Here is a 21,594-nt window from a genome sequence, read left to right on the forward strand (position 1 = left end):
TGCTTCGGTGCCGCTGCCGGCCGCCGATCCTCAGGTGGGACGGCGAATGGCCCGCACTTTCCCGCTTCGTCCGCCGCCGCAGTAGAATTGATCGCTGCCGTTCGACTCGAGCCCTGAAATGCCCATTCCAGGCGGCATTTCGACGCTCTCCAGAACCTTGCCCGTTTCCGGATCGATATGCCTCACCTCGCTTTCGTCGGCTTCCCAGGTGGCGTGCCAGAGCTCGCCGTCGACCCAGGTGACGCCGGTGACGAAGCGGTTGGAATCGATGGTGCGAAGAATAGCGCCCGTTTGCGGATCGATCTGATGGATTTTCCGGTCCCGGTACTGCCCCACCCAGAGCGTCCCCTCGGCCCAAGCAAGCCCGGAGTCGCCGCCGCCGGGTGCCGGTATCGTGGCGAGCACGCGGCCGGTCTTCGGGTCGATCTTCTGGATTCTATCCTCAGCGATCTGAAACAGGTGCTCGCCGTCGAAGGCCGTCCCTGCGTGCGCGGCAACATCAATGGAGCGCACCATCTCTCCACTCCCGGGGTCGAGGGCGTTCAGTTTGTCTCCGGAGGCAAACCAGACGTGCTGGCCATCGAAGGTGACGCCGGCCACGTCCTCGGCACCCGGAAAGGGTCCATATTCACGGAGGATTTCAGCTGCGGATCTTTTCATGATTCCACCCTGTCATTTCAGGTTTCAACTCAGGCCCTGACCTTAATTACCCGGCAGCGGACCGGGGAGTAACAAGATTGTCGGGAATCCCGGCACAGGCGGGGTCATCCAGCGGCGCGCCCGTCCGCGGCCATAAGACTGCACCTTGCCTGCTGCCGCAAGCTGCTCAAGCGCCCTTTGCACGGTGCGAGGACTTGCTCCAAGCGCAATGGCGAGTGCCGAGCTCGACCACGACTCGCCATCGGCGAGAAAGGCGAGCACCGCCGCATGCTGCTCTTCGATGGGCGGCACCAGCACGACGATCTCGCGGGTATGACGCGGTGCCAGCGCGAAGCCTCGCTTCGTTGCCCTAACATCTGCCAGCGCCCGAAGCTCAGCGCGCAGCCGGCCGATTTCCACCCTCAGCCGCGCGCGATGCGATTCATCGGCATGCTTTGCCCGGAACGTGCGAGCGAGAAGCGTGCCCCTCGACACGTCCCCGGGCCAGGCTTCGCTGAGCGCGCGGGCAAGCGCGAACAAGACCGGGCGTGTGGCGAGCGAGACCGCCACGCCTGCGTTCCACACGACGCGGCGGCACGCATCCACGACGAGCGCCTCCGACGCCAGGAGCGTTTCGACCTCATCGAGCAGGAGCGGACGTTCCTCGCCACGCGAAATCAGGCGTGCCGCCGGCGTTATCAGGAGGAGGGACGCTCTTTCGACCTCCGCGCTCAGCGCCGGGATAGCCGCTTCGCGTGCGGCGTGTTCGGCACGAACGAGCGCGGCCCGCGCCTCCTTCGTCTGCAGGCGCCGGATCGCGATCCCCGCGGCTACCAACTCATGGGCGACCCTCGAAGCAGGCGGGAGCGACGTGGGATCGAGGCCTGCGAGAATGCGCTGAGCTTCGTCGAGGCGGCCGATCAGGAGCAGCCGCCGGACCTCGAGATTGCTGGCATGCGCGGCGTTGATATGGTCGCCGTGTGCTTCAAGTGTCGCCCGCGCGGCGTCGAGCGCCTTCGCCGGCCAGGTCAGGTCTCGCGAGACGAGCGCGATCTCGGCCTCGGCGACGACGCACCTCGCGCGGGCCATAGCTTCTCTCGGACCGAAGGCGCGCGCCGCACTCTTGAGCAGAGCCTTGGCCCGGTCGAGATCGCCGAGCTGCGCCATCGCGATGCCTCTGAGCGCAAGCGCCGGCGCGTCGTCACGGAGGGCGACCCGCTTCAGTGCGCCGAGGGGATCGCCCGCCGCGAGGGCGCGTGCCGCAGCAGTGATCAGCGAGTCCATCGGAATCCCGTCACACTTGTAACTCCCACCATGTCGATAACCGGCCCTAGTCTATTCACGACCAGCAAGCAACACGCCGCACCGAAAATGGACGGCGACAAACAACCAAAGGAGAAGAACAATGACGGCACACGTAACCGGAACACGCGAAGAGTGGTTGTCGGCACGGCTCGACCTGCTTGAGGATGAGAAGGAATTGACGCGGCGCAGCGACGCTTTGGCGCTGCGCCGTCAGGAATTGCCCCGGGTCCGGATCGACAAGGACTACCGGTTCGAAATCGGCGAAGGAAGCGCCTCGCTGGCGGACCTTTTCGGCGGGCGCTCGCAGCTTCTCGTCTACCACTTCATGTTCGGCCCCGACTATACAGCCGGATGCCCGTCCTGCTCTTCGATCGCCGATGGGTTCAACGGCATCGTCGTCCATCTTGAGAACCACGACGTCGCCTTCTCGGCGGTCTCGCGCGCGCCCCTCGCAAAGCTGCAGGCGTTCAAGCAGCGGATGGGCTGGAGCTTTCCCTGGGCGTCGTCGAACGGCGGCGACTTCAACCGTGACTTCAGCGTCTGGTTCACCGAGGAGGAGCAGCGTGAGGGCAACATTGAATACAACTTCCGCCGTGAAGCGCCGGCACCCGAGCCGCTCGCCGGAAAGACCGTTCAGGAATGGCAGTTGCGCGGCAGTGAAGGGCCGGTCGCGCAGATCGCGGCCATGACCGGAACCGACGTTCCCACTTATACGCGCGACAGGCCTGGTCTCAGCGCGTTCGTGCTCGAAGACGGCATCGTCTACCACACCTATTCCAGTTATGCGCGCGGATTGGACGGCCTGTGGGGCATGTACCAGTGGCTCGACCGTGCGCCCAAGGGGCGCAACGAGCATGGCGTCTGGTGGCGCCACAACGATGAGTACGGCAAGCAAGTTCGCCGGGAGGTTCAAAACCATGATTGCTGCTCAGCGTGAAACTGCGGCCACCTCCGGCGGAAGCGGCAACCTGGCCGCCCTCGGTGCCGCCGATTGGCTATCCCTTGCGGCGGCCCCGACCTTCGCGGTCATGGCGCTGCTGACAGGGGTCTCCGGCGGTGCGGACATGATCTGCTCTGCCGCAGCCGATGCATCACCGCTGACCGGAATGGTCCCGATGTACTTGCTCATGAGCGCGTTCCATTTGGCGTCGTGGCTGAAGCTGATCTCCAGCCGGCGAGGCGGCGCGCGCCGGTCTTGATCTGATGCTTGCCTCGCGGCAAGCATGGCCTCAAATTCACGGCGGAGTGACTACGCCGGCATGATCGGTATTAAAGCGACCTGCGGCGCAATCAACTGGTGGCATCTGCTGCCGAATATCGCGGGCAAGGCTGCCGGATCGACGTTCCGGGCCTTGCCCCGGACTGCTGTTTCGGCAACAGTTGTCCGTCAAATTTGAAAGCAGATTGTGCGAAAGCATTGGCTTTTGAAATGGATTTGCCTATGAGGGGGATAAATTCGTCATTCAAAGAGGTACAGTGCGTGACCGCTACATTCGATAAAGTTGCCGACATCATTGCAGAAACCAGCGAGATCGATCGCGAGACGATCACGCCGGAGAGCCATACGATCGACGACCTTGGTATCGACAGCCTCGATTTCCTCGATATCGTTTTCGCCATCGACAAGGAATTCGGCATCAAGATCCCGCTCGAAAAGTGGACGCAGGAAGTCAACGAGGGCAAGGTTTCCACCGAGGAATATTTCGTGCTGAAGAACCTCTGTGCCAAGATCGATGAGCTTCGCGCCGCCAAGGCCTGAACGACACAGCTATCTTTTTTCTCCGCCCTGCCTCTGCGAACCGTAGCGGCCGGGCGGTTTTGTTCCTAACTAGGCGTATCCGGCGCTCTCTTCCCTGCCGGGCCGGAGGATCCGATGCTGCTGGAATATTTCCAGATGATTGACCGCGTGGAAGCGGTCGACCTCGAAAAGGGTGTGCTCAAGGCGCGTTCCGTCGTGCCGGCGAAAAGCCCCGTCTTCGAAGGCCATTTTCCGGGGATGCCGCTCGTTCCGGGCGTGCTTCTCATCGAAACCATGGCGCAGGCTTCCGGCATGCTGGTGCTGGCCGCGACCGATTTTGCCGCGATGCCATTCCTGATGTCGGTCGACGGCGCCAAAATGCGCACCTTTGTCGAACCCGAGGCAGTTCTCGACATCGAGGCGTTTCTGGAGCATGACGGGTCCGGTTTTGCCGTGACCAGGGCAAAGATCACGAGCGGCGGCAAGAAGGTCTGCGATGCGCAATTGAAGCTGCGCACCATGCCTTTCAGCGAGGTTCCGCTCGGCGATATCGTGAAGAAGCGTGCGGGCGAGGTTGGTTTGATGGATGCGATCGCCGCGCAGGGAGTAAAGGGATGAGCAAGGCTCAAAATGATGTCGTCATCACCGGCGTCGGTATCGTCACCTGTCAGGGCGTCGGCAAGGATGCGCATGTCGCGCTTTTGACGGCAGGCCGGGCGCCGGAGCCGATCGTCGAGACGGAGAAGTTCAAGCCCTATCCGGTGCATCCGCTGCCGGAAATCGACTGGTCGCAGCAGATCGCCAAGCGTGGCGATCAGCGGCAGATGGAGAACTGGCAGCGCATCGGCGTCTTTGCCGCCGGCCTGGCGCTCGATGACGCGGGCTTCAAGGAGAATGCGGAAGCCTGCGGCACGATGGACATGATCGTGGCGGCCGGTGGCGGCGAGCGTGACATCAATGTCGATACGCTGATCGTCGACGAAGGCCTGAAGCGCAATGATCGCGAGCTCTTGCTCAACGAGAAGCTGACCACGGAACTGCGCCCGACGCTCTTCCTGGCGCAGCTTTCCAACCTGCTCGCCGGCAATATCTCGATCGTCCACAAGGTCACCGGCTCCTCGCGCACCTTCATGGGCGAGGAGGCTGCCGGCATCTCCGCCGTCGAAACCGCGTTCCACCGGATCAAGTCGGGTGAATCCTCGCACGCACTCGTCGGCGGCGCCTTTGCCGCCGAGCGGCAGGACATGATCCTGCTGCCCGAAGCGATCGGCGCCCACCTGCAGGGCAAATGGGCGCCGCTTTGGTCGCGCAAGGATAGTGAAGGCGGCGGCATGATCCTCGGTACGGCCGGGTCGTTTCTCATTCTGGAATCGCGTGAGCATGCGGAGGCGCGGGGCGCGCATATCTACGCGACGATCGATTCCATCGAAGGCGACCGCGGCAGTCGGAACGCCGGTAACCTCGAGGCCCGTCTCGAGCGCCTGCTACAGCCGGCCAAGGCGCTTGCGCCGGAAACGACTGCGATCTTCTCGGGCTCGACCGGCATGCATGACCTGGCAGAGCGCGAGAAGGTTGTCCTGGAGCATCAGCTTCCGGGTGCGGCCGTCCGCGGCTTCAGCGGCGTGTCCGGCCATGCCATCGAAGCGCAGTTTACCCTTGGCCTTGCTTTTGCGGCACTCGCCGTCGACAGCAAGGCGAAGGTGCCGCCTTTCGACGCTGCCCATGAAAAGCCGATGAGTGCTGGTACCACGGCCGCAGTCGTGACCACGATCGGCCACCAGCGCGGCGAGGGTGTCGCCGTTCTTTCCGCGGATGCGTGAGGAGTGATCATATGACAGAAGCGACTTACAAGGATCATCTCGGCCGGCCGATCGTCGCGGTCACGGGTATGGGCATCATCACCTCGCTCGGGCAGGGTCTCAAGGACAACTGGGCCGCGCTGACCTCCGGCACCTCCGGGATCCACGGCATCACGCGCTTTCCGACCGACGGACTCTCGACCCGCATCGCCGGCACTGTCGATTTCATCGACATCCCGGTGCGGAACGCCGTCGAGCGCTCCTATGCCTTTGCGCGCGAAACGACGATCGAAGCGCTCACCGATGCCGGCATCTCCGGCGATTTCAACGGTCCGCTCTTCCTTGCTGCGCCGCCGATCGAGCCGGAATGGAGCGCCCGCTTCGATCTCGCCGACCGCTCGCCGCCGTCCGGTCATCCGGGTGACGCCTACGAGCGGTTCCTCGCCGCGATGCGCCAGCGGACGGATGCGGCCTTCCATGAAGCGGCATTGTTCGGCGCGATCTCCGAGCGTCTGGCCGACCGTTTCGGTACGCGCGGGCTGCCGGTCACGCTGTCGACCGCCTGCGCCTCAGGCGCGACGGCGATCCAGCTCGGCATCGAGGCGATCCGTCAGGGCCGGACCGATCGCGCCCTTGCCGTTGCCACCGACGGGTCGCTGAGCGCTGAAGCACTCATCCGCTTCTCGCTGCTGTCCGCGTTGTCGACGCAGAACGATCCGCCGACCAAGGCTTCCAAGCCCTTCAGCAAGGATCGCGACGGTTTCGTCATCGCCGAAGGTGCAGCAACGCTGGTCCTTGAATCGCTGGAAGCGGCAGTCGCGCGCGGCGCCAAGGTGCTCGGGATCATGAAGGGCGCCGGCGAAAAAGCCGACTCCTTCCACCGCACCCGTTCGTCGCCCGACGGCGGCCCGGCGATCGCGACGATCCGTGCAGCACTTGCCGATGCGGGCATCGATGAAAGCGGCATCGGCTACATCAACGCGCATGGCACGTCGACGCCGGAAAACGACAAGATGGAGTACGGCTCCATGCTTGCCGTCTTCGGCGAGCGGATGGCCTCCATTCCGCTGTCGTCCAACAAGTCGATGATCGGCCATACGCTGACGGCGGCCGGCGCGGTCGAAGCGGTTTTCTCGCTGCAGACCATGCTCACAGGCACGCTGCCACCGACGATCAACTACAACAACCCGGATCCGACGATCGTTCTCGATGTCGTGCCCAACAAGAAGCGCGAACAGCAGGTTTCAGCCGTGCTTTCGAACTCCTTCGGCTTCGGCGGACAGAACGCCAGCCTTGTCATGGCGCTCGAACCGGCTTAAGCGGTTGCCGACAAAACAAGAGAGATAAACCGCCTTCAAGGCGAGAGGTTTTCGTATGCGCGCTTTGCAATTGGTCGACGACCGTAAGCTTGAGATCACCGACCTGCCGGAACCGGATGCTCCGGCTGCCGGCGAGGTGACGCTGCGCGTCAAGGCCGTCGCCCTCAACCATATTGATGTCTGGGGCTGGCGCGGCATGGCATTTGCAAAGCGCAAGATGCCGCTCGTCATCGGAGCGGAGGCTTCAGGCGTCGTGGAGGCCATTGGTCCTGGTGTTGCGAATGTCCTGCCCGGCCAGCTCGTTGCGATCTACGGCGCGCGCACCTGCGGCCTCTGCCGTCCGTGCCGCGAAGGCCGCGACAATCTCTGCGAACACGTCTCGGGCGTTCACGGTTTCCATCTCGACGGTTTCGCGCAGGAGAAGGTGAACCTTCCTGCCCGCCTGCTCGTTCCGGCCCCTCCCGGCGTCGATGCCATAGGCGCGGCTCTGGCACCTGTCACCTTCGGCACGGTCGAGCATATGCTTTTCGACAATGCCAAGCTCGAACCCGGTGAGACGATTCTCGTCCATGCCGGCGGTTCAGGCATCGGCACGGCTGCCATCCAGCTCGCTAAGAAGATCGGCTGCACAATCATCACCACGGTCGGCTCGGACGACAAGATCGAGAGGGCGAAGGCACTCGGCGCCGATCACGTCATCAACTACCGCACCGATCGCTTCGAGGGCGTCGTGCGCAAGCTCACGAAAAAGAAGGGCGTTGATGTCGTCTTCGAACACGTGGGCAAGGATACCTGGGCCGGCTCGATGCTGTGCATGAAGCGCGGCGGCCGCCTCGTCACCTGCGGCTCGACGTCGGGCGTTTCCACCGACATGAACCTGATGATGCTCTTCCAGCAGCAGCTGAAGCTGCTCGGCTCCTTCGGCTGCCGCATGGAGAACATGGCAAACGCCATGCAGAAGATGGGCCGCGGCCTCGTTCATCCGGTCATCGATACCGAAGTCGGCTTCGACGATATCGACCGCGCGCTTGAGCGGATGGAATCCCGGCAGATCTTCGGCAAGATCATCCTGAAGATGGACTGAACCGGTGAAGCTCTTCCTCACCCGGATCGTTCTGAAGCTCGAGCATTTCCGGCAATGGCTGATCGCTCAGGCTGCTTTCGGCTTCATGAATTTCCTGAAGCTGTTTCCGGCTGATGGTGCGATCCGGTTTGCTGATTGGCTGACCCGCAAGATCGGCCCGTACACGCCGCGTCACAAGCTGATGCTCTACAATCTGAAAAACGCCTTTCCCGAAAAGAGCGATGCGGAAATAGAAGAGACCGCCTTCGCAAGCTGGGGCAATATGGGCAGGCTCGCCGCCGAATACGTCTTTCTCGACCGGCTGTTCGATTTCGATCCGGAAAGAACCGAGCCAGGCAGGGTGGAGGTCTCTGGCATCCCGATCTTCCTCGACCTGCGGGACAATCCCCGGCCGTTCATCGTCTTTACGGCCCACACAGGCAATTTCGAACTTCTGCCCGTCGGCGGCGCTGCCTTCGGCCTGCATGTGACGGTTCTCTTCCGTCCGCCGAACAATCCTTATGTCGCCCAGAAGGTCTTTGATTTCCGCAGCGCCCGCATGGGCAAGCTCGTGCCGTCGCATGCCGGCTCGTCCTTTGCGCTGGCGCGTCAGCTCGAAGCCGGGCAGGGCGTCGGCGTACTCGTCGACCAGAAGTTCCGCAAGGGCTTGAAGACCACCTTCTTCGGCCTGGACGTGAAAACGAACCCCTTGTTGCCGAAACTCGTCCGTCAGTTCAACTGCGAGGTTTATCCTGCGCGCTGCATCCGGCTTCCCGGCAATCGCTACCGGCTGGAGATCGAGCCGAAGCTGGACATGCCGCGTGACGAAAAGGGCAATCTCGACGTGACGGCGACTGCGCAGTTGTTGAATGACAAGGTCGAAAGCTGGGTGCGGGAATATCCAGCCCAATGGCTCTGGTACCACGACCGCTGGAAGATAAAGCACGAATTGTTGAAGTGAAGAGGCGCCAGCCTCTCATATCTTATCTACTAAAACCCATGTGTCGTTCGCGTTGAATGTGAACGCTGTTCATGTTACCCATCGCTACTAGGGCGAGTAGCGGAATTCATATTAATGTCGTCTGCGTTGAATTCCGTAAAAGCGGGGAGAATATGAATCCCTCTGAAGAATGAGGGACATGGAGGCGCCTTGCTCGAACTTTTGCAGGCTTTTTCGTTACGCTGCTCGCAGATCGACGAGGCGATTCGTCTCGGGGATGATGTGCGTGTTGCAACCCTTGACGGTGGAATCGATCGTTTGGTCCAGGCAATTGTGGGCCACGAGGCAGTCAACCTGATGGAGATGTACATGCAGCTTCAGTTTGTCGGCTATCTGCTGCAGCAGGAAGCAGACGATGCGGCCAGCGTCAGCCATTACGCAGCTGTTCTCACATCTCTTTTGGAGCGTTACTTCGGTGCGTCGCCGCGTCCGGAGTTTGCGCCACCCCCGGAATGGCCGCTGCCTGCGCCGAAGGCCTATGTGCCCAATGTCGACAACGGCAATTTTTTGAATTCGGCGATCTTGGAGACCTTGCCGGATCGCGTCGCTGTGCTCACGCGCGACTACCGCTATCTTTATTCCAATCCGGTGAACTGTGCATATCTCGGACGAAAGCCGATCGAGATGATCGGCCGCCATGTGATGGAGTTCATCGGCGAGGAACTGTTCCTGACGCAGGCGAAGGCCAATTTCGATGCCTGTTTTGCGGGGCAGCATGTCGAATACAACTACGCCCAGCGCGGAGAAACCAAGGCCACGCGTTGCCGCATGTCGCCGTTGCGCGACCTGTCCGGGCAGGTTTTGGGCGCGCTCGTCGTTCTGGAAGCTGCCGATGCCGGCGCGATTTCGACGATTGCGGCTTAGTCGCAAAAAATCTGGCGTTTGTTGCCCCCGAGCTGGAATACCGGTTCGATGCACGTCAGATGTCTGCATCCTACGCTTGCTGATCCGCGCCCAGATTCGCTATTACTATTGGAATTCGCGTCCGATTTGGAGCTTCCCCATGGCCGAGGTTCTACTGTTCCATCACGCACAGGGGCTGACCGCCGGTGTGCGTGCGTTCGCTGACGACTTGCGGATCGCCGGGCACACGGTGCACACGCCGGACCTGTTTGACGGACGCACCTTCCGAAACATCGACGAGGGCGTCGCATACATCGGCGATATCGGGTTCGACGACATGCGGGAGAAAGGCGTCCGCGTCGCGGACGAACTGCCCCCCGAGCTCGTATACGCAGGGTTCTCATTCGGCGTGCTGCCGGCGCAGAAGCTCGCGCAGTCACGGCCCGGAGCCCGCGGAGCCCTGCTCTTATATTCCTGCCTCCCGATTAGCGGCGAGTGGGCCTTCGGACCCTGGCCGGATGGCGTCCCGGTCCAAATTCATGGCATGGACAATGACCCGATCTTCGTCGGCGAAGGCGACATCGACGCCGCCCGCGAGATCGTGGAGAAGGTGGCCGATGCTGAGCTTTTCCTGTACGATGGCGACCAGCACTACTTTGCCGACAGCTCGCTGCCGTCGTACGATGCGGATGCCACTGCGCTGCTTACCCGACGGGTGATTGAGTTCTTGAACCGTGTCTAACCCGTACTGGCGAGGGCTTGGCTGAGGCGCAACCGGAAGCGTTGTACCAAGCGCCGGATTTTCAGTGCTGGCTTCTTACCCTAAGACTTGCTCCACACGGCCAACTCATAGCCGTCCTTATCGAGGAAATGAAAGCGCCGCCCGCCCGGAAAATCGGCGATCGGCTTTGCGATCGTGCCTCCGGCACGTTCGACCTTGTCCAGGGCTTCCTCGAGTTTGTCGGCGTAAAGGATCACAAGCGGACCGCCACCGGGGCGCGGTGGTTGGATATTGGTGAAGCCGCCCGCCAGGCGGCCGTCGTTGAATTCGCAATAGCTGGAGCCGTAGTCGGTGAAACTCCAACCGAATGCACTGCCGTAGAAGTCCTTAGCCGCCTCTATGTCGGCGACGGTGAATTCGATGTAGTCGATCTTCAGGTCGTTTGCGCTCTTTTCCATCGGTTATTTCTCCATCAGTGATTTCAAGGCGCCGAGATCCCTCTGCACATGGGCCGCATCCTCTGCGAACTGCTCGTCCGTCATGCCCGGCCGTTTCAACAGCGTGAACATTACCTCACAACCGTCGCCGTTCGGCACGATCCGCAGCGCGTTGTAAACCCGCAGTCCACTTTCGATCGTGACCGTATGGTCGATGACGCCGAACTCGTTGTGCGGAACGAAGCTCACGCGCACAGTTCCGAGAGGGCCGTAAGCGACCCAGTCGCTTCCTTCCGGTTCGAGGCCGGAGGCCAGCCCCGAGGCCCAGAGCGGCATATTCTCCGGCTTGCCGGCAAAGTCGTAGACGTCCTTCCAGTGCCGGCTGATCGAGCAGTGGACGATTTTGGCGGGCAGGGTGCTCATCGGATTTTCCTTAGTGTCTCCGCAGACGATAATAGCAGACAGGAACGCGGCGTTGAAGGAAACGGCCGTTGTGCTTTCGAACTGCGCGCTGCCGAACTGATTGGCGCCCTCCCAGACTTGCCGTTTTACCTGGAGAATGCCACAACACCGGTCCAAAATGACTCATCGGAGGTGTATCGTGGAAAAGGCAGAAATCGGGCTGATCGGCCTTGCCGTCATGGGTTCCAACCTGGCGCTCAACATCGCGGAAAAAGGCAACAAGATCGCAGTCTTCAACCGCACTCCCGAAAAGACAGACGAGTTCTACGAAAGCGCCGGTGATCTCAAGAAGCAGATCATTCCCTGCAAGACCATCGAGGAATTCGTCGATGCGATCCGCCCGCCGCGCCCGATCATCATCATGATCAAGGCCGGCGACGCCGTCGACCAGCAGATGGAAGCGCTTCGCCCCCATCTTTCCAAGGGCGACATCATGATCGACGCCGGTAACGCCAATTTCCGCGATACCATCGCCCGGTTCGACCGCCTCAAGGATACGGACCTCACCTTCATCGGCATGGGTGTTTCCGGCGGTGAGGAAGGCGCCCGCCACGGCCCGTCGATCATGGTCGGAGGCACAGAGGATTCTTGGAAGCGCGTCGAAAAGGTGCTGACTTCGATCGCCGCCAAGTACAACGGCGATCCCTGCGTCGCCTGGCTAGGCAACGACGGCGCCGGCCACTTCGTCAAGACAATCCACAACGGTATCGAATATGCCGACATGCAGATGATCGCCGAAATCTACGGCATCCTGCGCGACGGCTTGGGTAAGAGCGCCGGCGAGATCAGCAAGATCTTCGGCGAATGGAACAAGGGCCGCCTGAACTCCTATCTCATCGAGATTTCCGAAAAGGTGCTGGCCGCGGCCGATCCCGTGTCGGGCGGCCCGATGGTCGACATGATCCTCGACAAGGCCGGCCAGAAGGGCACCGGCAAGTGGTCGGCGATCGAAGCGCAGAACATGGGCATTCCGGCGACCGCCATCGAGGCTGCCGTTGCGGCCCGCAGCATTTCGTCGATGAAAGACCAGCGCGAAGCCGCCGAGAGTATCTTCGGCAGGCCGAAATACGAGTTCCCGATCGCTTACGGTCCGGACCTCGACAAGGACCTTGAACTGGCGCTCTTTGCCGCCAAGATCGGCGCCTATGCGCAGGGCTTTGCGGTGATGGCCGAAGCTTCCCGCGAGTTCAATTGGTCGCTGCCGATGCCGGTGATCGCCAAGATCTGGCGCGCCGGCTGCATCATCCGCTCGCAGTTCCTGGACGAGATCACCTCGGCCTTCACCAAGGCCCCGGATGCCGCGAACCTCGTCGTCACGCCTGCCTTCTCGGAAATGGTCAAGGAGTCGATCCCGTCGCTCCGCCGCGTCGTTGCGGCAGCCTTGCAGGCAGGTCTGCCGGTCCCGGCGCTCACCTCGGCGCTCACCTATTTCGACGCCTACCGCCAGGGCCGCGGCACCGCAAACCTCATCCAGGCCCAGCGCGACTTTTTCGGCGCCCACGGCTTCGACCGCCTCGACGGCAAGGATTTCCACCACGGCCCCTGGGGCAGCGGTGCTTCGACGTTCTGAGGCGGAATATACTCGCTCACGCTGAAGCCGGACGCAGAACTCCGAATTCTGTCCGGCCTCAGCGGCGAAAATGCTCTTTGAATTATAGAGGGCCACCCTGAGCGGATATGACATCTCGCAGGATTTCATTTAGACGTTTGGGCCTCTCCAGCGGCACGTAATGCCCGCAATCCGGAAATAGTCAGTAAGCTGCCTTTGTGGGCGGAGTTTGCTTGTGCGGCGCTCACTTTAAGACCAGGTGCGATGCCCTCTGCACCTGAAATGATCATAACAGGCGCATAAAACATCGAGAGAGCGGTTGCGAACCGTAGTGAGGCATGCGCAGCCTATCTGCGATCATTCGGCCAGACCGGTTTGCTGATGCTTTGCAGCAGTTCCGGCTCGATGCCGTCGATGCGGGCGATGACGGCCTTGGCCAGTTCGCGGCCGGCGTGGCGAACGTCTTCATTGGCGGTGATGATCTCCGGCCTGATCCAGTTCAAGATCGGCGCTGACTGCTTGGAGACCATATCGACATCGTAGCCGACGCGCTTACTTGCCGCCTCGATGCCGGCGTTGACGGCAATGGCCGCACTTCCGGCCGAACAGACAATCCCGTCGGGTGGGTTAAGCGAGCGCATCATCGTTTCGACTGCGTTCTTGACCTCTTCCAACGGCGTATCGGTGTTGACGCGCAGGGGAACTTCCTCCGCGCCATAGTCGTGAAGACCCGTCTGGAAGCCGATTCTCGTATGAGCATAGTAGGTGAGCTTGCTCGCCGGCTGGAGCAGGGCGATGCGCCGGCGGCCGCGCTCGACGAGCCTCTTCACCGCCTCGTGCGCGAAGGCTTCGTTGTCGAAATCATGATAGGGGTGAACCAGCCCGGCATCCGTCCGGCCGTGGGTCGCGAAGGGCATGTTCTGTTCGGCGAGCAACCGAACGCGCGGATCGTCGGGCTCGATGCGGGAAATTATGACGCCGTCGGCAGAGCCTGTATCGAGGATATAGCGCACCGGCGCCATCGGGTCGTTGCTGTGCGAGTGGGGCGTCACCACGATGTGGTAGGGCGTGCCGGTCAGCACTTCGGAGATGCCGAAGACCATCTGGCTTGAGAAACCCATGATCTCTTCATCGATGGAAAGGACGAGCGCGATGACGTTGGTCTTGCCGGTTCTGAGGCGCACGCCGGCGCGGTTCGGCTGGTAACCGAGCTGGCGCGCCACCATGCGCACGCGCTCCTTGGTCTCCGCGCCAATATCCGGTGCGTCCTTGAGGGCCCGCGAAACGGTGGTAATGCCTAGGCCCGTCATGAAGGCGATCGTCTTCAGCGTCGGCCGCTCGCGCTGGATAGCGGCTGCCGCTCCTCCCGAATTTCCCTTGTTTTCCATCCCTTTAGGTCACCTTCGCGCGATTTTGGTCCGCTTATAGAATGTTTTTCGCAGCGCCGTAAGCGCATGTCCCGCTGAAAAACGCTCCTCCCTGAACAATGAAATCTGTAACGATACAGTAGAAATGTCGAGCACTTTTTATGACGGTCGCTCCATCGCTAGACGCTTAGGTTGAATCGCGGATTCCCGCTCAGATTTTTTGCAGTTGCGAAGACGATCCCTTCAGATGGCATGCGCCACAATTAAAAATATGATTAAATCTCAATATGATGCTCCGTTATTCACCATGCGATCTTGAATGCCCAACTTAACACCATGATCGCGGAATTTGTGGAACAAGAACAGGCAATGGTAGCAATAGCGAGTTTCACAGAGAATTTTGCCGGCGGGCAGTTGCGCCAAAATGTCGATTGCACTAAGTTTTTCCGGCAACGTTTCAGTGAGGGAGGAAAACTCATGAATTTTCGTTCGATGGCGGCCGTACTTGCCGCTTCCGTCGTGTTGCCGCTAGGTGCGGCCAATGCGACCGATCTCGAAGTCACCCATTGGTGGACATCCGGCGGTGAAGCTGCTGCCGTGGGCGAACTCGCAAAGGCATTCGATACGACGGGCAATAAGTGGGTGGATGGCGCCATTGCCGGTTCGGGCAGCACCGCTCGTCCTATCATGATCAGCCGCATTACCGGTGGTGATCCCATGGGCGCCACCCAGTTCAACCATGGCCGTCAGGCGGAGGAACTGGTCCAGGAAGGCCTGATGCGCGATCTCACGGCGGTTGCCGAAAAGGGCAAGTGGAAGGACGTCATCCGGCCGCTAAGCCTGCTCGATTCCTGCACCATCGACGGCAAGATCTATTGCGCGCCGATCAATATCCATTCGTGGCAGTGGCTGTGGCTTTCGAACGAGGCCTTCGAAAAGGCGGGTACCGCGGTACCGAAGAACTGGAACGAATTTGTCGCTGCGGCGCCGGCGCTGCAGAAGGCCGGAATCCAGCCTCTGGCGCTCGGCGGACAGCCTTGGCAGGCCAATGGCCTGTTCGATGTGTTGATCATCTCGCTTGGCGGCAAGGACCTCTACGAGAAGGTCTACAAGGACAAGGACGCGGAAGTGGCTGCGGGGCCTGAAATGGCGAAGATATTCGCGGCTGCCGCACAGGCCCGCGACATGGCAAAAGGCAGTAATGTCCAGGATTGGAACCAGGCCACCAACATGGTCATCACCGGCAAGGCCGGCGGCCAGATCATGGGCGACTGGGCCCAAGGCGAGTTTCAGGTTGCCGGGAAGAAGGCCGGTACGGATTATACCTGCCTGCCGGGTCTCGGCCTGAACGAGTTTCTGACCACCGGCGGCGACGCCTTTTACTTCCCGCTCCAGAAGGACGATGCAAAGTCCGAGGCGCAGGACATTCTCGCCGCGACCATTGTCGACCCGAAGACGCAAGTTGCGTTCAATCTGAAGAAGGGCTCTTTGCCTATTCGCGGCGACGTTGACCTCGCAGCTGCCAACGACTGCATGAAGAAGGGGCTCGACATTCTCGCGAAGGGCAGTGTCATAACCAGCACCGACCAGTTGGTTTCCGCCGATACGACCAAGCAGAAGGAGGACCTGATGTCCGAATTCTTCGCCAATGCGTCGATTACGCCGGAAGCTGCGCAGAAGCGCTTCGCGGATATCATCGGCTCGGCTGACTGATTCCCTCCCGGATGCCTCGTACCGGTCCCACAGCGTAGGGGCCGGACGAGGATTTGTTTTCAAGAAATGGTTCATTCCTGAAGAGGAGAGATCATGGCGGCGCATGCCCCGACCGGCCGACCGAGCCAGCTCTTCCGCAACCTCAATGCGAAGATCGCTTCCATTCCGATGATGCTCGTCGCCTTGGTCATTTTCCTCGGCGGCACCCTGTGGACGGTGTTTTATTCCTTCACCAATTCAAGGCTGCTCCCGCGTCTCAATTTCGTCGGCCTTGACCAATACGAGCGGTTATGGGCCTCGTCGCGCTGGATGATCTCGATCCAGAACCTCGCGATCTACGGCATCCTGTCGCTGATCTTCAGCCTGGTCATCGGCTTTATACTGGCGGCGCTGATGGATCAGAAGATCCGGTTCGAGAACGCCTTCCGGACGATCTTCCTCTATCCCTTCGCTCTTTCCTTCATCGTCACGGGGCTCGTGTGGCAATGGATGCTCAACCCCGAATTCGGCATTCAATCTGTCATTCGATCGCTCGGTTGGACCTCGTTCGCCTTCGACCCGCTCTATGATCCCGATATCGTCATCTATGGCATCCTGATCGCCGCTCTCTGGCAGGGCACGGGCCTCGTCATGTGCCTGATGCTGGCGGGTCTGCGCGGCATAGACGAGGACATCTGGAAGGCGACCCGCGTGGACGGCATCCCGATGTGGAAGACCTATCTTCTCATCATCATTCCCATGATGCGCCCGGTGTTCATCACCACGCTCGTCATCATCGCGAGCGGCATCGTCAAGGTCTACGACCTCGTCGTCGCCCAGACCAGCGGCGGCCCCGGAAACGCGTCGGAGGTGCCGGCAAAATACGTCTACGACTACATGTTCCAGGCCCAGAACCTCGGCCAGGGTTTTGCCGCCTCGACCATGATGCTGCTGACGGTCGCCATCATCGTCGTTCCGTGGGCCTACCTCGAGTTCGGAGGACGCAAGCGTGGCTAGTATCAGCACTCTCAACACCGCTGCCGCAAGCTTTGATGCGGTTTCTTCGCAGCTCGCCAGCGGTCCCAGCGGCCGCAAGCCTCGCCGCATCTTTGCGCCGCGCAACATCATGCTTTATGGTGCGCTGACCGTTGCGGCGCTCTACTACCTCCTGCCGCTTTACGTGATGGTCGTTACATCGCTCAAGGGCATGCCCGAAATCCGTCTCGGCAATATCTTCTCGCCGCCGATGGAAATCACCTTTGAGCCCTGGGTGAAAGCCTGGGCGCAGGCTTGCACCGGGCTGAATTGCGATGGTCTTTCCCGCGGGTTCTGGAACTCCGTGCGCATCCTGGTGCCCTCCGTCGTCGTTTCGATCGCGATTGCCTCGGTCAGCGGCTACGCGCTCGCCAACTGGCGGTTCAAGGGAGCGGAACTGTTCTTCTCGATCCTCATCATCGGCGCCTTCATTCCCTATCAGGTGATGATCTATCCGATCGTCATCGTGCTCAGGGAATTGGGGATTTACGGCACGCTCACCGGGCTCGTCATCGTCCACACGATCTTCGGCATGCCGATCCTGACGCTGCTCTTCCGGAATTATTTCGCTTCGCTTCCGGTGGAACTGTTCAAGGCGGCTCGTATCGACGGGGCAGGGTTCTGGCAGATCTATTTCCGGATCATGCTTCCCATGTCTCTGCCGATCTTCGTGGTCGCGATGATCCTGCAGGTCACCGGCATCTGGAACGACTTCCTGTTCGGTGTCGTCTTCACACGGCCGGATACCTATCCGATGACCGTGCAGCTCAACAATATCGTCAATTCGGTTCAGGGCGTGAAGGAATACAACGTCAATATGGCGGCAACGCTGCTGACGGGCGCGGTTCCGCTCATCGTCTATTTCCTGTCCGGTCGGCTTTTCGTTCGCGGTATCGCCGCCGGCGCAGTCAAAGGGTAAGCCTGATGCACAACACGGTTTCCATCGACAAACAGAACAGCGTTTCCATTCGCGATCTGTCCCTTTCTTTCGGATCGGTAACGGTGCTGGAGAACCTCAATCTCGACATCCACGATGGGGAATTCCTGGTCCTGCTCGGCTCGTCCGGCTGCGGCAAGTCCACGCTGCTCAACTGCATTGCAGGGCTTCTTGAACCCACCGAAGGCCAGATTTTCATCAAGGACAAGAACGTCACTTGGGAAGAGCCCAAGGACCGCGGCATCGGCATGGTGTTTCAGTCCTATGCGCTCTATCCGCAGATGAGCGTCGAGAAGAACCTCTCCTTTGGTCTTCGCGTCGCAAAGGTGCCGCAGGCCGAGATCGACAAGCGCGTGGCGCGTGCCTCCGAAATCCTGCAGATCCAGCCGCTGTTGAAGCGCAAGCCCGCCGAACTTTCCGGCGGCCAGCGCCAGCGCGTGGCGATCGGCCGTGCCCTGGTGCGCGATGTCGATGTGTTTCTGTTCGACGAGCCGCTGTCCAACCTTGATGCCAAGCTGCGTTCGGAGCTGCGCGTCGAGATCAAGCGCCTGCACCAGTCTCTGAAGAACACGATGATCTATGTCACCCACGACCAGATCGAGGCGCTGACGCTGGCAGACCGCATCGCGATCATGAAGAACGGCATCATCCAGCAGCTCGGCGACCCGACGACGATCTACAATAGGCCGCGCAACCTTTTCGTCGCAGGTTTCATCGGCTCGCCGTCTATGAACTTCCTGCATGGCGAATTGACCAAAAACAGCGACAAGATGGTGTTCAGCTCGAATGGCGTCAGCTTCTCGCTTGACGGCTACGATGCGGCCCAACCGCTACAGGCAGGACGCAAGGTTGTGCTCGGCGTGCGTCCGGAGCACATCAAGGTCAACGAAAATCTTGGCCCCGAGGTGCATGATGCGACCGTCGATATCGAGGAGCCGATGGGCGCCGACAACCTCCTCTGGCTGAAGCATGCCGGCCATACGATGTCGGTGCGCATCAACGGCGCGCGCCGCTTCAACGTGGGAACGCCGGTGAAGCTCAGCTTCGACATGTCGCTGGCATCGATCTTCGATGCAGAGACCGAAGACCGGATCTGAACCGCAATACGGGCGGGGCCGAAAGCTCCGCCCGATCTTCAATGCGGCCATCCGGCCGTCCAAGTTCGGCCATGGTCCGGTATCGTCCGGCACCTCCCAAGGCGGCCTGATCGGGATAATGCTATGACTTCCTTGCCGCAGACTGCGTCCAGCATCGATCTTTCCGGTTCCTGGCAACTCACGTCAGCCGACGGCGAAGTCACCACAGTGATCACGCTTCCAGGCGACGTCCATACGGCGCTTCACGCAGCAGAACTCATTCCGGAACCCTATTTCGGCCGCAACGAAGAACAGGTGCAGTGGGTCGCGCACCGAGATTGGGCGCTCGAGCGGAGCTTCACGCTGCCGCAGAGCGACGGCGACTGGTATCTCGACATCGATTACCTCGACACCGTCGCCTCGGTCTTCGTCAACGGCTTCCTGGTGCTCGCGGCCGACAACTGCTTCCGCCGCTACCGGCCGGATGTGTCAAGCGTGCTGAAGGCCGGCAAAAACACGATCCGCATCGTGCTGCATTCGAGTATCGCCGCCGGCGCTGAACGGCAGGCCAAACAGCCCTTTTACATTCCTTACCACCCTGGCAATTCACCGATCGCCAACGGCAATATGCTACGCAAGCCGCAATGCCATTTCGGCTGGGACTGGAACACCGCGATCGCGCCGCTCGGGCTTTACGGTACGATCACGCTGAAGAAGCTCGAAACCGCGCGCATCGATCACGTCACGACCCGCCAGGCGCACAATCTTGACGGTAGCGTCGAGCTGCAGGTCACGGCAACGCTCTTTGCGAAGGATCCGGGCATCGTGCCGGTGCATTTTTCGCTGGATGGCGACCGTGTCCGGCTCGATGTCGGCGTCAGCGCCGGCGAGACGGTGGTCAATCATATCTTCCTTGTCGAGAAGCCGCGCCTCTGGTGGCCCGCCGGCAGCGGCGAGCAGGCGCTTTATGCGCTCGCTGTCGACCTGCCGTCAGATGAGGTGACGAAGCAGATCGGCCTTCGTACCGTCGAGCTCATCACCACGCCGGATGCCGCAGGCAGCCGTTTCGCCTTCAAGGTCAACGGCCGCGAAATCTTTTGCCGCGGCGCCAACTGGATTCCGGCGGATGCGCTCTTTTCACTGTCGTCGCCGGAGAAGACCGAAGACCTGCTGCAATCGGCAAAAGCAGCCAACATGAACATGATCCGTGTCTGGGGCGGCGGCTTCTACGAGCACGACTGGTTCTACGATCTGTGCGATCGCCTCGGCCTCATGATCTGGCAGGATTTCATGTTTGCCTGCAATCTTTACCCGTCGACTGAGGATTTCCTCGATGGAGTCGCGCTCGAAGTCGACTACCAGGTCAAGCGGCTCTCCTCCCATCCGTCGATCGCGCTCTGGTGCGGCGACAACGAGCTGGTTGGCGCGCTCACATGGTTCGATGAACCGAAGAAGAACCGCGACCGCTACCTCGTCTCCTACGACCGGCTGAACCGCACGATCGAGCAGGCGATGAAGAAGGCGGCACCCGATGCCATCTGGTGGCCGTCCAGCCCGGCCTCCGGCTATCTGGATTTCGGCGATGCTTGGCACGCCGATGGCTCCGGCGACATGCACTACTGGTCGGTCTGGCACGAGAACAAGTCGTTCGACAATTACCGTTCGGTGCGCCCGCGCTTCTGCTCGGAATTCGGATTCCAGTCCTACACGTCGCTTCCTGTCATCAAGACTTATGCCGACAAGAAGGACATGAACGTCGCGTCTCCGGTCATGGAATTGCACCAGAAGAACGCTGGCGGCAACGAACGCATCGCGGGCACGATGTTCCGCTATTTTCGCTTCCCCAAGGACTTTCCGAACTTCGTCTATCTGAGCCAGATCCAGCAGGGGCTGGCGATCAAGACGGCGGTGGAGTACTGGCGGTCGCTCAAACCCCATTGCATGGGCACGATCTACTGGCAGCTCAACGACACCTGGCCGGTGGCGTCCTGGTCGAGCCTCGACTATGGCGGGCGCTGGAAGGCGATGCACTATCTCGTCAAGCGCTTCTTCCAGCCGGTCGCCGTCGCCGCCATCCCGTCCGAGGACGGCAAGTCGATCGGTTTCTCACTGGTCAACGACACGCTTTCGGAAATCAGCGCCGACCTTTCGATTTCCATTCTGACGATGAAGGGCGAGCGCAGGCACCTGAAGGATGTCCAGGCCGTCTGTACCCCGGATGCCGCCGTGACGGCATCGACGATCGATGTGTCGGACATTCCGGAAGGCACGCTGCTTGCCTGGCGCTTCACCGCGTCGAACGGCATGGGCGGCGAGGGGCACTACGTCCACGGCACCTACAAGGCGCTCGAATTGGAGCCTGCCGGTCTCCAGGTGACCCGTGAATATGTCGAGGAAGACGGCTCGATTTGCCTCAACGTCACTGCCAAGGGACTGGCGCTATTCGTGATGATCGAGACCGAGACGGATGGCAAATACTCCGACAACGCCTTCGATCTGGCGGCTGGCGAGACCCGCCGCATCCTCTTTACTCCGGCAAAACCGCTTGAAGGCAACACGCTGCCGGACTTCCGCTTCTACGACCTGCATTCCTGCCAGTCGGCAGATTGATT

At 60.9% G+C, this 21,594-nt stretch carries 21 protein-coding genes; 16 read left to right on the forward strand and 5 right to left on the reverse strand.

Annotation, left to right across the window (positions count from 1 at the left end; all coding sequences use genetic code 11):
• Positions 1 to 30: 30 nt before the first annotated feature.
• Both N2599_RS06715 and N2599_RS06720 read right to left on the reverse strand, forming a co-directional pair.
• Positions 31 to 660, reverse strand: a complete 630-nt coding sequence (locus N2599_RS06715; protein ID WP_027513280.1) for a Vgb family protein — start codon at positions 658 to 660, stop codon at positions 31 to 33.
• Between the two features lie 42 nt (positions 661 to 702).
• Positions 703 to 1,923: a hypothetical protein gene (locus N2599_RS06720; protein WP_027513279.1), complete on the reverse strand. Its 1,221-nt coding sequence runs from the start codon at positions 1,921 to 1,923 to the stop codon at positions 703 to 705.
• A gap of 121 nt (positions 1,924 to 2,044) precedes the next feature.
• Between N2599_RS06720 and N2599_RS06725 the strand changes: the two genes are divergently transcribed.
• The 10 genes from N2599_RS06725 to N2599_RS06770 all read left to right on the forward strand — a co-directional run bounded on the left by N2599_RS06725 (position 2,045) and on the right by N2599_RS06770 (position 10,448).
• On the forward strand, positions 2,045 to 2,881 hold the full coding sequence (locus tag N2599_RS06725; RefSeq protein ID WP_051336821.1) for a DUF899 domain-containing protein: 837 nt from the start codon (positions 2,045 to 2,047) through the stop codon (positions 2,879 to 2,881).
• Positions 2,823 to 3,143 (forward strand): hypothetical protein, encoded by a 321-nt coding sequence (locus N2599_RS06730; protein ID WP_375714118.1) that lies wholly within the window; start codon positions 2,823 to 2,825, stop codon positions 3,141 to 3,143. The genes N2599_RS06725 and N2599_RS06730 overlap by 59 nt, the downstream gene beginning before the upstream one ends.
• Before the next feature lie 242 nt (positions 3,144 to 3,385).
• Positions 3,386 to 3,703 (forward strand): acyl carrier protein, encoded by a 318-nt coding sequence (locus N2599_RS06735; protein WP_087002718.1) that lies wholly within the window; start codon positions 3,386 to 3,388, stop codon positions 3,701 to 3,703.
• A 114-nt stretch (positions 3,704 to 3,817) separates the two neighbouring features.
• Entirely contained in the window at positions 3,818 to 4,300 is a 483-nt protein-coding gene (locus N2599_RS06740) for a 3-hydroxyacyl-ACP dehydratase FabZ family protein (RefSeq protein WP_027513276.1), read from the forward strand.
• A complete protein-coding gene (locus N2599_RS06745; protein WP_027513275.1) occupies positions 4,297 to 5,502 on the forward strand; it encodes a beta-ketoacyl-ACP synthase in 1,206 nt (401 codons plus the stop codon). The genes N2599_RS06740 and N2599_RS06745 overlap by 4 nt, the downstream gene beginning before the upstream one ends.
• A gap of 11 nt (positions 5,503 to 5,513) precedes the next feature.
• Entirely contained in the window at positions 5,514 to 6,800 is a 1,287-nt protein-coding gene (locus tag N2599_RS06750; protein ID WP_027513274.1) for a beta-ketoacyl-ACP synthase, read from the forward strand.
• A gap of 55 nt (positions 6,801 to 6,855) precedes the next feature.
• Positions 6,856 to 7,884: a zinc-binding dehydrogenase gene (locus N2599_RS06755; RefSeq protein ID WP_027513273.1), complete on the forward strand. Its 1,029-nt coding sequence runs from the start codon at positions 6,856 to 6,858 to the stop codon at positions 7,882 to 7,884.
• A gap of 4 nt (positions 7,885 to 7,888) precedes the next feature.
• On the forward strand, positions 7,889 to 8,824 hold the full coding sequence (locus N2599_RS06760) for a lipid A biosynthesis lauroyl acyltransferase (protein ID WP_027513272.1): 936 nt from the start codon (positions 7,889 to 7,891) through the stop codon (positions 8,822 to 8,824).
• Positions 8,825 to 9,013: 189 nt separating this feature from the next.
• On the forward strand, positions 9,014 to 9,727 hold the full coding sequence (locus N2599_RS06765) for a PAS domain-containing protein (RefSeq protein WP_051336820.1): 714 nt from the start codon (positions 9,014 to 9,016) through the stop codon (positions 9,725 to 9,727).
• A 139-nt stretch (positions 9,728 to 9,866) separates the two neighbouring features.
• Complete coding sequence (locus tag N2599_RS06770) at positions 9,867 to 10,448, forward strand: dienelactone hydrolase family protein (RefSeq protein ID WP_027513271.1); 582 nt, start codon at positions 9,867 to 9,869, stop codon at positions 10,446 to 10,448.
• 80 nt (positions 10,449 to 10,528) lie between these two features.
• On the opposite strand, the gene N2599_RS06775 is transcribed toward N2599_RS06770, so the two are convergent.
• Together N2599_RS06775 and N2599_RS06780 are read right to left on the reverse strand one after the other, a co-directional pair.
• Complete coding sequence (locus N2599_RS06775; protein ID WP_027513270.1) at positions 10,529 to 10,885, reverse strand: VOC family protein; 357 nt, start codon at positions 10,883 to 10,885, stop codon at positions 10,529 to 10,531.
• 3 nt (positions 10,886 to 10,888) lie between these two features.
• Positions 10,889 to 11,287 carry an SRPBCC family protein gene (locus tag N2599_RS06780; RefSeq protein WP_027513269.1) on the reverse strand — a complete coding sequence of 133 codons (399 nt, stop codon included), beginning with the start codon at positions 11,285 to 11,287 and terminating at the stop codon, positions 10,889 to 10,891.
• A gap of 157 nt (positions 11,288 to 11,444) precedes the next feature.
• Between N2599_RS06780 and gnd the strand changes: the two genes are divergently transcribed.
• On the forward strand, positions 11,445 to 12,896 hold the full coding sequence (gnd, locus tag N2599_RS06785) for an NADP-dependent phosphogluconate dehydrogenase (protein ID WP_198521611.1): 1,452 nt from the start codon (positions 11,445 to 11,447) through the stop codon (positions 12,894 to 12,896).
• A gap of 326 nt (positions 12,897 to 13,222) precedes the next feature.
• On the opposite strand, the gene N2599_RS06790 is transcribed toward gnd, so the two are convergent.
• Entirely contained in the window at positions 13,223 to 14,263 is a 1,041-nt protein-coding gene (locus tag N2599_RS06790) for a LacI family transcriptional regulator (protein ID WP_027513267.1), read from the reverse strand.
• A 456-nt stretch (positions 14,264 to 14,719) separates the two neighbouring features.
• Here N2599_RS06790 and N2599_RS06795 point away from each other — a divergent pair, with 456 nt between their 5' ends.
• From N2599_RS06795 to N2599_RS06815, 5 genes are all read left to right on the forward strand, one after another.
• Complete coding sequence (locus N2599_RS06795) at positions 14,720 to 15,955, forward strand: ABC transporter substrate-binding protein (RefSeq protein ID WP_027513266.1); 1,236 nt, start codon at positions 14,720 to 14,722, stop codon at positions 15,953 to 15,955.
• Between the two features lie 93 nt (positions 15,956 to 16,048).
• Positions 16,049 to 16,951 (forward strand): carbohydrate ABC transporter permease, encoded by a 903-nt coding sequence (locus N2599_RS06800; protein ID WP_027513265.1) that lies wholly within the window; start codon positions 16,049 to 16,051, stop codon positions 16,949 to 16,951.
• Complete coding sequence (locus tag N2599_RS06805) at positions 16,944 to 17,888, forward strand: carbohydrate ABC transporter permease (protein ID WP_027513264.1); 945 nt, start codon at positions 16,944 to 16,946, stop codon at positions 17,886 to 17,888. The genes N2599_RS06800 and N2599_RS06805 overlap by 8 nt, the downstream gene beginning before the upstream one ends.
• Before the next feature lie 5 nt (positions 17,889 to 17,893).
• Complete coding sequence (locus N2599_RS06810) at positions 17,894 to 19,003, forward strand: ABC transporter ATP-binding protein (RefSeq protein ID WP_037143855.1); 1,110 nt, start codon at positions 17,894 to 17,896, stop codon at positions 19,001 to 19,003.
• Positions 19,004 to 19,126: 123 nt separating this feature from the next.
• Positions 19,127 to 21,592 (forward strand): beta-mannosidase, encoded by a 2,466-nt coding sequence (locus tag N2599_RS06815; RefSeq protein ID WP_027513262.1) that lies wholly within the window; start codon positions 19,127 to 19,129, stop codon positions 21,590 to 21,592.
• Positions 21,593 to 21,594: the final 2 nt, after the last annotated feature.

It is taken from the genome of Rhizobium sullae (assembly GCF_025200715.1).
Lineage (GTDB): Bacteria > Pseudomonadota > Alphaproteobacteria > Rhizobiales > Rhizobiaceae > Rhizobium > Rhizobium sullae.